This window comes from Bacillus sp. S4 (assembly GCF_040838205.1).
GTDB lineage: Bacteria > Bacillota > Bacilli > Bacillales > Bacillaceae_G > Bacillus_A > Bacillus_A cereus_U.
On record NZ_JBFPJI010000122.1, the window covers coordinates 1 to 9,766 of the forward strand.

A 9,766-nucleotide genomic window follows, 5' to 3' on the forward strand; every position below is an offset into this window, starting at 1 on the left:
TCAGGAAACTCCTTTCCTGTATTCTATGACAAGGAATATTTAAAATGAAACTTCGAATCAATACGAACCATCCTCTCTAAAAATATTTTAATTGATTTCGTAACAAAATTATAGAATTCTTACACTTCGTAGCGTATAACACTTTATAGATAAGAATTTATTCAAGAAAATACAAAAAGACAAATCAGGTTAATGACCGCCTGATTTGCCTTTTTGTTACAAAATTATTATTTTACATCTCCTCAGGCGCCCCCACCCCAAGTAAACGTAATCCCTCTTTTAATACAACCGTCACAACGTAAGCTAATGCGAGTCTACTGTCCTTCTCTTCGCTCTCTTCTAAAATACGAACATTTCCATAATATTTATTGAACGCTTGTGCTACATCTAATACGTATTTTGAAATAATAGATGGCTCATTTTTGTTGAAGGCCGCTTCAATTACTTGCGGGAATTTGTTAAGTAATTTTACTATACTCCAGCTGTAATCGTCTTTTAATTCAAAATTACACGTTTCAAATTCCACACTTTCTTTTCTTAAAATAGAGCAAGCACGCGCATGCGTGTACTGTACATACGGTCCTGTTTCTCCTTCAAATTTCAACATATTTTCTAATGAAAATTCGATATTATGCATACGCTCATTTTTTAAATCGTGGAAGATTACTGCTCCAACACCGACTTGTTTTGCCACTTCTTCTTTTTGTTTTAAATTCGGATTTTTCTCTTCAATATTTTGTTCCGCAAGTGCAACAGCTTCTTCTAGCACTTCTTCTAATAAAATAATTCTGCCCTTACGTGTCGACATTTTCTTACCATCTTTTAATATGAACCCGAACGGTACATGTTCCATACCATCCACCCAGTTATAGCCAAGCTTTTTTAATACAGTGAAAAATTGATTGAAATGTAAACTTTGTTCGGGTCCTACTACATATAAAGCCTTATCAAATTCGTATGTGTTTTGACGATACAATGCCGCTGTTAAATCACGTGTTGCGTAAATGGTAGCACCATCTGATTTTCTAATTAAACATGGCGGCATACCTTCTTCTTCTAAATTAACGACTAATGCCCCTTCTGATTCTTCCAGTAAGTCGTGCTCTTCTAAAATCCCAATAAAGTCTTCCATTTTATCGTTATAGAAAGCTTCTCCTTGAAAGTTTGTAAATTCCACACCGAGAAGTTCATAAATACGAGAAAATTCTTTTAAAGACTCATGACGGAACCAATTCCAAAGTTCGACTGCTTCTTCATTTCCTTCTTCTAGTTTTTTAAACCATGATCGCCCTTCTTCTTCTAGTTCTTTGTTCTCTTTTACTTCTTCATGAAACTGAACATATAACTTAAATAACTCACGAATTGGATCCTCTTTAACTACTTCTTCATTTCCCCATTTTTTATATGCGGTAATTAACTTTCCAAACTGTGTTCCCCAATCCCCAATATAATTAATTCCGACAACTTCATATCCACATTTTTCGGCGATATGTTTCAGCGAATTACCGATCATTGTAGAACGTAAATGCCCCATTGAAAAAGGTTTCGCGATATTAGGAGAAGAATAATCGATAACTACTGTTTTTTCACATCCAAAATGATTTTGACCGTACTCTTCTTTCTCCGTTAAAATTGTTTTTAATACTTCATCACTTACTGTTTGACGATTAAAAAAGACGTTTACATACGGGCCAACAGCCTCTATTTTCATAAAAAATGGGTCATTTAATTTCTCCGCAACTTCCTTTGCGATAGCAGCTGGTGATTTTCTATATTGCTTCGCTAGTGAAAAACATGGGAACGCTGCATCTCCGAATTCATCTTGTTTTGGTGTTTCGATTAAATCTAAAATTTGATTTTGCGTTAATTCATTCGTAAAAATATTCGATAAACTTTTCGCAAACTGCGTTTTATAATCCATACTACAACCTCCTTATTTTTTAAACACAAAAAACTCGTCTCTAAAAAAGAGACGAGTTTTAACCCGTGGTACCACCCTTGTTGTTCATTCCGAACCACTTTCCCGTTTATAACGAGGACAGGGGGCCTCGGCTTACTCTACTATTCGTTCAAGAAGCGTCTCCGAAGTGCGCTTCATCTTTTTCTTCTGCACTAGGCTCACACCATCCCTAGCTCGCTTTCCTTCTGAAAAAGACTACTCTCTTCATCACAGACAGTATATTTAATTAATTATTGCTTATTATACATCTTTTCAAACAATTAGCAAGGGGCAATTACACCAAAATGAAATTTTGCACTTTTTCTTTTGTATACGTGAAAATTGTGCTTTTCAAATCTAGAACTACGGAAATGATCTTTCAGAACGACACGTTTTCTCGCCACACGCTTCGCTTCCGTAATTGTTTCGTCAGTAATATCATGATACAAAGCGAAATGTTTTAACCCTTTTATTCCATCTGATTCGATGACAGTTTCTTCAAACATCGGATCAAGGTATACGACGTCATAACTATTATCTTCACATTGCGTTAAAAATGCGAAATGCTCAGTTTGTTTTACATCGATTCTTTGCATTGCTTCATCGATTTCAGAAACGGATGAAGACCATGTTTTCAAGCCTTTTCCCATGATGTACGCCATATATTCGTTTCCTTCAAGCCCTGTTACTTTTCCATCTTCACCAACAATATAGCTAGCAACAATACTATCTGATGCCATACCGAGCGTACAATCTAATACTGTCATTCCGCTCTCTAGTTTAGCAGCTTGTACAAAGGGATCGTGTTCTCCGCGCATTAACCTTTTCACACGAAACATTGCTGAGTTTGGATGAAAGAAAAACGACTCTTCCGTACCCTTTGGATAAATAGCTAATCGGTTTTTCCCTACAATCAGCACATCTTGTTCATACTGCTCATGCAGTTTGTGCACAGGTATATCATTACGTAAAACGAAAGAACAATTTAATTCTTCTGCTACCTTATTTGCATAAGCTGTCATTTCTTTATTTGTTCTTCCTGCTGTTGTTACTATCATTTTTTCACCTCTATATAAAGAAAAGAGGGAGATTTACTCTCCCCCTACTTTAGCAATTCTTTTCGAAAGCTTGTTCTAAGTTTGTAATAATTTCGTCCATTGTTGCGCCTTCAATTTCATGACGGTGAATGAAGTGAACAACTTCTTTTCCTTTTAGTAATGCCATAGATGGTGAAGATGGAGGGATTTCTCCGAAGTATTCACGCATTTTCGCAGTAGCATCTTTATCTTGACCTGCAAATACAGTTACAAGATGATCAGGTTGTTTTTCAGCACGTACAACCGCTTGACCTGCTGATGGGCGTGCTAAACCAGCTGCACAACCACAAACAGAGTTTACAACTACTAAAGTTGTACCTGATGCATTCTCCATAAATTCTGTTACAGCTTCTTCTGTAGTTAACTCTTCAAATCCAGAACGCACTAATTCTTGGCGCATTGGAATTACCATTTGGCGCATGTATTCTTCATATGCATTTGACATCTTGTAATCTCTCCTTCAACTTTCATTCCAACTTCATCATATCACGCGCTTTTAATAGGTGCAAAAGAAAGATAGTGATGATTTCATTTTTTTGTAGGGATTTCACAAACCCCTTCACGGCAGTGTCCAACTGGGACAAGTTTTCTATTGTTGGCAATATAATCGTATACTTTACTTCCAAATCCAAGTACGATAGATAATTTTATAAACGGCACTGCAAACCAATAAGATGGAACGGCCTTTGCTAATACGTTAATGCTATGAATTCCGTCATACCACTTATTATTTTTTAAAATATACAATCTCTGTTCCATCTTACTTTGTAATTCTTGAGAAAGTTCATACTTCTCAACTACATCTTCATCTCGAAATGAAACAAATTTCATCGTACCCTTTTTATCTAATTTTTCCGTACGCTCTGCAACTGCTGTACACATCGGACACCAACTATCATAGAAAACAATCATAAACTATTCCCCTTTACGAGACTCCGTCATTTGCTTCCATACTGATCCTTTTGCTTCTTCGCCGCCTTCAATACGTTCTAAAGCTAAACGTGCTTGCATTGCTACTTCAAACTCTGGATCATCTTCAGCTACTTTTAATGCCGGAATTGCACTTTCATCACCAAGTTCAAATAAGAACATTGCTGCACGCCAGCGTACTAATTTACTTGAATCTTTCAGAGATTTAATCATAACGAACATCGCTGCTGGGTCACCTACGTCTGATAAGCAATCTCCTGCTGTACGGCGAACACTTACAGAACGATCTAATAATGCTTTATATAATAACGGCAATACGCCTTCACCTTTTACCATACCTAAATAAGCTGTTGCTAGGCGGCGGATAGATACTTTCTCATCATCTAACGCCATTTTCAATACTGGCATATCTTCTTCAGTAGGATCCATTTGTTCTAAAGCTGCAAAACGTTTTTTCCAGTCGGAATCCTTCATCATCTCTTCTGTTACTTTATATGGCTCACGCTTTTGAATCGTTACTTCAACAGCACCTACTTGATCTAATAATTCTTTAACCGTTTCATTTACACGATCTTCTGAATAAGCAGCAACAATTTCTTCTACTACTTCTTTCCCGATTTCTTCAAAATTACCGTAACGTGTACTTTGCTCTACCCATTTGCGCTCTTTCACAACGTTAGGTGCAGACATTTGCACTTTCATAATGGATTCTTTAAAACGATCAGGTAAGCCTACACGCTCTTCTGTCGTTCCATCTGTTAACTTCACTTGCATCGGAATAGTAAAGAACATTTGAACAAACACTTTCACTTCTCCAAAATGAGAAAGTTGTTGTTCTTCGCTTTCTTCCACTATTTCTTCACCAAAAACGGCACGAACTTGTTGTAATAAAACTTTCCAGTCATATTTCGCATTACGCTCTACTGCTAAAAAGTCTGCAACATGGTACACACCTTTAATACCTTCAATTTTCAAAATTTCTTGCACTTGCATTGGTGCTTGTTCTTTATTTTCATTTGTATAATTATTACGCGCTCCTGATGGTAATACTTCATTTAAAATAACTTTCATTGTATTCGGACTTGGCGTCGGTTCAATAGCTTTAATCTTCACGTAAAAAACTCTCCTTTATTGCGTGTTCTTAGCTGTATTGTAACATGTTATCACTCTATACTCCTACTCGGATGCTTAATTTTGCTGATTTCTTCCCAGCATCATACTTTTTCATTCTTTCTCTTTCCACCTAATCAATCCGAAACTATCATTAAAATTCTAATATTATTGCGATGCACCCTCCCGCCTTCTCTCCAAAAATGTAATACTCTCAATCACAACTTCAGTTCTATATACTCTCTTTCCTTGCTCATCATCGTAATTACTCGTATGAATACGCCCGGTAATCCCAACAAGTGAGCCCTTCATACAATATTCTGTTACATTTTCAGCCGATTTTCGCCAAACAATACAATTTATAAAATCGACTTGTTGTTCACCTAAACTATTTCGAAAACCTCTATTCACCGCAACACATATTCGTGCATAAGCGACTCCTTGTTTTGTGTAGTATAATTCTGGCTCCTTTGTCAATCTACCGATTAATACAACTCGATTCATCATAAGTTATACCACCTCACATATTTTTCTTCATTGTAAAGAAAAATGTTGGAAGGGTAAAAAGTACAAAACAGCATGTTTGTAAATAAAAAATATTACTTTATATCTTACAAAACTAAAAAAGAAACCCTACATAGTTTAAACATGTAAGGTTTCCAAAAATATTATACTTCACTGCAAGATATGTAATATCCTCCGCGATCCATCTTTATTTCAGCGCAGTACATTACATTTTCCAAGTTAAAAATAATCGGTTTAACTTTACTCTCAAATTTTAATTCCCCATTACATTCAGCCGCATATCCTTCAATAGCTGAACGAATGACTTCTGCTGATGGATATGTTAAAGCGTCATCTAGTTCTATGAAAAAACTTTTAGAAAATAGTTTTTTCATAATCCTTTTTTCTCTTTCATCATATTCCATCCCCCTTCAATTTAAGTCGCCAACATCCATATTTTCAATTTATCTTTGAAAACAAAAAAATCCTGCACATTTCATGCAGGATTTTTTTATTAGTCATTTTTCGTAAAGTAAGAAACAAAACGAAGAATTTCTAAGTATAGCCATACTAGAGTCATCATTAGACCCATTGCACCGTACCACTCCATATATTTTGGAGCTTGGCTACGTGCACCGCTTTCGATTAAATCGAAATCTAGTAATAGATTTAATGCAGCAACTACGATAACAACTGCACTAATGATAATACCAATTGTACCACCTTGGTGAATATACGGAACAGTTACACCGAACATGTTTAGTACGAATACGATTAAATACATTACCGCAATTCCCATTGTCGCCGCAATTACACCTGTACGGAATTTATCAGTTACTTTTACTACGCGCGTTGCATACAACACTAGCATTGCAAATAGAATTGAAATTGTTAGTAAGACAGCGTTTAAAACGATAGTATCGCCAAATTTCATTGTATAAATCGCTGAAATACTTCCTAATACAATCCCTTCTACCGCTGCATAAATCGGTGCACCAATTGGTGATATACGTGGGAAGAAGATAGATGCAAATGCGACGATTGCCGCAATAACTAAAGCACCAATTAATACTGGCATTTTCATCGTATTATTTGTCATCTGTATGTATGAATAGACAGACGTTGCAAGAAGCAAGATAAGCATGATAAACGTTTTGCCTACTGTTCCACCAATAGTCATCGCAGAAGTACTTGCTCCCTCTTTACGAAATGCGTCTTTTTTCAACATTGGATTAGATGTTCTCATTTTTTCCCCTCCTAAAATAGGTTCTACCAATAGTGTAAAGTTTTTCTCTTTACTTTTCAATATATGCAGCTTGTTTTTATTTTAATCCTTCAACAATGTCTGATAGTTCGCTCCATCTTTCCATCGTTTTTTCTAGCTCTTCTTCTGTTTTCTGCTGTGCTTCAGATAATTCTTGTGCCTTTGTGAAGTCAGATCCAACTTTCGCAAGTTCTTCTCCAATTGACTCAATTTTCTCTTCTAGTTCGGCAATTGTATCTTCAATTGTTTCCCATTCACGCTGCTCATTGTATGAAAGTTTACGTTTACGTTGTTGTTTTGGAGCTTCTTCTACTACTTTTTTCTCTTTTTGAACTTCCGCCTTCTCAATAAGTTCTTTCGTCTTTTCCATTTCTAAATAGTCCGTATAACTACCTAGGAATTCACGCACTTCGCCCTCGCCACTAAAGATGAACAATTCATCTACTACTTTATCTAAGAAGTAACGGTCATGCGATACAGTTAAAACGACACCTGGGAAATCTTCTAAATAATCTTCTAGTACTGTTAATGTTTGTGTATCTAGATCATTCGTAGGTTCATCAAGTAATAGTACGTTTGGTTCTCCCATTAAAATACGTAATAAATATAAACGTCTTCTTTCACCACCAGATAGTTTACCAAGCGGTGTACCATGTGAATGCGTCGGGAATAAGAAACGTTCTAACATTTGAGATGCACCAATTACTTTTCCGTCTGTCGTATGAATAACTTCTGCAATCTCTTTAATGTATTCAATCATACGCTGATTTAAATTCATCTCTTCATTTTCTTGCGTATAATAAGCAACTTTTACAGTTTGTCCTACTTCAACTTCACCACTATCAGGAGATAACTTGCCTGCAAGCATATTTAATAGCGAAGATTTCCCGCTTCCATTCGCCCCAATAATTCCGATACGATCGCCTGGTTTCACAATATGATTAAAATTATGTAGTACCGTCTTATCACCAAATTTTTTCGTTACATCTTTTAACTCAAGTACTTTCTTTCCTAGACGACTTCCACTTAGTGCAATATCAACTGATTGCTTCGCTGCTGGTCCTTCTTGTCCCTTCAGCTCATCAAAACGCTGAATACGCGCCTTTTGTTTCGTAGAACGGGCTTTTGCACCACGGCGAATCCAAGCAAGTTCACGACGATATAAATTTTGGCGTTTGGATTCTTGTGCCGATTCTTGCTCTTCACGAAGTGCTTTCGCTTCTAAAAATGTACTATAGTTTCCTTCGTAACTATATAGTTTACCGTTATCTAATTCAAAAATACGGTTTGTCACACGATCTAAGAAATAACGATCATGGGTTACAAGTAATACCGCACCTGTATATCTTGCTAAATATTCTTCTAACCATTCAACTGTCTCATGGTCAAGATGGTTCGTAGGCTCGTCTAAAATTAATAGATCAGGTGTTTCAATAAAACATTGTGCCATTGCGATACGTTTTTTCTGTCCACCAGATAGGTTTCCAACAATTGCAGTAAAATCTGTAATTCCTAATTTCGTTAAAAGAGATTTCGCATTTGCATTTGCTTCCCATGCACTCATTGCATCCATACGTTGCTGTACGGCAAATAATTGTTCCTGTACTTTTTCATTACTTGGATCTTTTTCGATATTTAATAACGATTGTTCATAATCACGAAGAAGACGAATTAAAGGTGTATCACCATGGAACACTTGCTCTAATACTGTTAGTTTTTCATCAAACTCTGGTTGCTGTGATAAATAACTAATTGTATATCCGCGTGAATGCGTCATATCACCTGTATCAGGAGTTTCTAATCCTGCAATAATTTTTAATAATGTCGATTTACCAGTACCGTTTACACCAATAATTCCGACACGTTGTCCTTCTGTAATACTACATGATAATCCATCAAATAACGGTTTTTCTCCGTATGATTTCGATAAGTTCTCCACAGTTAACATTTTCATATTTGTGCATTCCACTCTTTCATAAATTGTTCAATAAACTCTTCCATATAACGATGACGAACTTCAGCCTCTTGTTTTGCTGCGTTCGTGTTCATTAAATCTTTTAGTTTTAAAAGTTTTTCATAAAAATGATTTAAAGATGGATCATTACTTTTTCTATATTCATCTTTCGTCATCACTTCTCGAGGAGGGATAGTTGGATCATACATTAATCTCCCTTTCGCTCCTCCGTATGCAAATGTACGAGCTATTCCAATTGCACCAAGAGCATCTAAACGATCTGCATCTTGAACAATTCTACCTTCAAGTGACTCAACTGTGCCACCATGACCACCCTTATAAGACATATTGGCGATGATATGAAGAACATGTTTACTTTCCTCTTCTTCAACACGTAACTCTTCTAACCAATCAGAAACTTTTTTCATTCCTGCTTCTTCACTCTCATTTAACTTCTCATCTGCTACATCGTGAAGTAATGCTGCCATTTCAATTATAAAACGATTTCCCCCTTCTTGCTCGGATAAAGAAATCGCCAATTTATGTACGCGTTCAATATGATACCAATCATGCCCACTCGCATCTTTTTCTAAAATATGCTTTACGAAAGTTATTGTTTTTTTTATTTTTTCTTGTTTTATCATTTTATCTTCACCCAGTTACTTATTGTAACACGCCCGCATTTTTTCATCACATATTTTCTTGTCTGCCCATACACTAGGTGGTAGGCATCATTATGAAGGAGGAATAAACATGTTCTATAATAATCAACCGCCTTACCCACAACAACCTTTTTCCCCTCAACATCAGGAACAAAGATATGCTGAACAGTATGGGGAGGAAGAGACACAACATCAAGAGCCTCAATACGAACAAAATCCATACGCAACACCGCAAACTCAAGAAACTGAATATCAACAAAATCCATATGACACACGTCCAAATTATGAATATCCTCAAAATCCATA

9 protein-coding genes, 2 pseudogenes and 1 other annotated feature are annotated in these 9,766 nt (G+C 36.1%); of the genes and pseudogenes, 1 reads left to right on the plus strand and 10 read right to left on the minus strand.

Translation table 11 applies throughout. The annotated features are described in order from the left end of the window. Positions 1-232 precede the first annotated feature (232 nt). The 10 genes and pseudogenes from argS to AB3X48_RS13225 all read right to left on the minus strand — a co-directional run bounded on the left by argS (position 233) and on the right by AB3X48_RS13225 (position 9,442). Complete coding sequence (gene argS, locus AB3X48_RS13180) at positions 233-1,921, minus strand: arginine--tRNA ligase (RefSeq protein WP_088099020.1); 1,689 nt, start codon at positions 1,919-1,921, stop codon at positions 233-235. Between the two features lie 44 nt (positions 1,922-1,965). Continuing rightward, positions 1,966-2,180 (minus strand) — a binding site (T-box leader). Between the two features lie 40 nt (positions 2,181-2,220). Further along, on the minus strand, positions 2,221-2,997 hold the full coding sequence (locus tag AB3X48_RS13185; RefSeq protein ID WP_088099019.1) for a class I SAM-dependent methyltransferase: 777 nt from the start codon (positions 2,995-2,997) through the stop codon (positions 2,221-2,223). Positions 2,998-3,046: 49 nt separating this feature from the next. Further along, entirely contained in the window at positions 3,047-3,481 is a 435-nt protein-coding gene (locus tag AB3X48_RS13190) for a BrxA/BrxB family bacilliredoxin (protein ID WP_000063703.1), read from the minus strand. An 83-nt stretch (positions 3,482-3,564) separates the two neighbouring features. Further along, positions 3,565-3,948, minus strand: a complete 384-nt coding sequence (locus AB3X48_RS13195; protein ID WP_002158060.1) for a thiol-disulfide oxidoreductase DCC family protein — start codon at positions 3,946-3,948, stop codon at positions 3,565-3,567. Positions 3,949-3,951: 3 nt separating this feature from the next. Next, positions 3,952-5,079: a conserved virulence factor C family protein gene (locus tag AB3X48_RS13200; RefSeq protein ID WP_367959662.1), complete on the minus strand. Its 1,128-nt coding sequence runs from the start codon at positions 5,077-5,079 to the stop codon at positions 3,952-3,954. A gap of 165 nt (positions 5,080-5,244) precedes the next feature. After that, a complete protein-coding gene (locus AB3X48_RS13205) occupies positions 5,245-5,583 on the minus strand; it encodes a single-stranded DNA-binding protein (protein WP_088099017.1) in 339 nt (112 codons plus the stop codon). A 161-nt stretch (positions 5,584-5,744) separates the two neighbouring features. Next, a pseudogene (locus AB3X48_RS13210) lies at positions 5,745-5,998 on the minus strand (DUF4318 domain-containing protein). Between the two features lie 96 nt (positions 5,999-6,094). After that, entirely contained in the window at positions 6,095-6,826 is a 732-nt protein-coding gene (locus AB3X48_RS13215; protein ID WP_088099016.1) for a Bax inhibitor-1/YccA family protein, read from the minus strand. 76 nt (positions 6,827-6,902) lie between these two features. After that, complete coding sequence (locus AB3X48_RS13220) at positions 6,903-8,798, minus strand: ABC-F family ATP-binding cassette domain-containing protein (RefSeq protein ID WP_016104710.1); 1,896 nt, start codon at positions 8,796-8,798, stop codon at positions 6,903-6,905. After that, complete coding sequence (locus tag AB3X48_RS13225) at positions 8,795-9,442, minus strand: HD domain-containing protein (protein ID WP_016104709.1); 648 nt, start codon at positions 9,440-9,442, stop codon at positions 8,795-8,797. The genes AB3X48_RS13220 and AB3X48_RS13225 overlap by 4 nt, the downstream gene beginning before the upstream one ends. A 109-nt stretch (positions 9,443-9,551) precedes the next feature. Between AB3X48_RS13225 and AB3X48_RS13230 the strand changes: the two are divergent. Next, positions 9,552-9,766, plus strand: a pseudogene (locus AB3X48_RS13230) (hypothetical protein); the annotation flags it as partial.

What these genes read in the sequence shown, in the direction of transcription:
- AB3X48_RS13195 (WP_002158060.1), bottom strand. Translation starts at nt 3,948, where the DNA reads ATGATTGTTTTCTATGATAGTTGGTGTCCGATGTGTACAGCAGTTGCA.
- AB3X48_RS13190 (WP_000063703.1), bottom strand. Translation starts at nt 3,481, where the DNA reads ATGTCAAATGCATATGAAGAATACATGCGCCAAATGGTAATTCCAATG.
- AB3X48_RS13205 (WP_088099017.1), bottom strand. Translation starts at nt 5,583, where the DNA reads ATGATGAATCGAGTTGTATTAATCGGTAGATTGACAAAGGAGCCAGAA.
- AB3X48_RS13225 (WP_016104709.1), bottom strand. Translation starts at nt 9,442, where the DNA reads ATGATAAAACAAGAAAAAATAAAAAAAACAATAACTTTCGTAAAGCAT.
- AB3X48_RS13215 (WP_088099016.1), bottom strand. Translation starts at nt 6,826, where the DNA reads ATGAGAACATCTAATCCAATGTTGAAAAAAGACGCATTTCGTAAAGAG.
- AB3X48_RS13220 (WP_016104710.1), bottom strand. Translation starts at nt 8,798, where the DNA reads ATGAAAATGTTAACTGTGGAGAACTTATCGAAATCATACGGAGAAAAA.
- argS (WP_088099020.1), bottom strand. Translation starts at nt 1,921, where the DNA reads ATGGATTATAAAACGCAGTTTGCGAAAAGTTTATCGAATATTTTTACG.
- AB3X48_RS13185 (WP_088099019.1), bottom strand. Translation starts at nt 2,997, where the DNA reads ATGATAGTAACAACAGCAGGAAGAACAAATAAAGAAATGACAGCTTAT.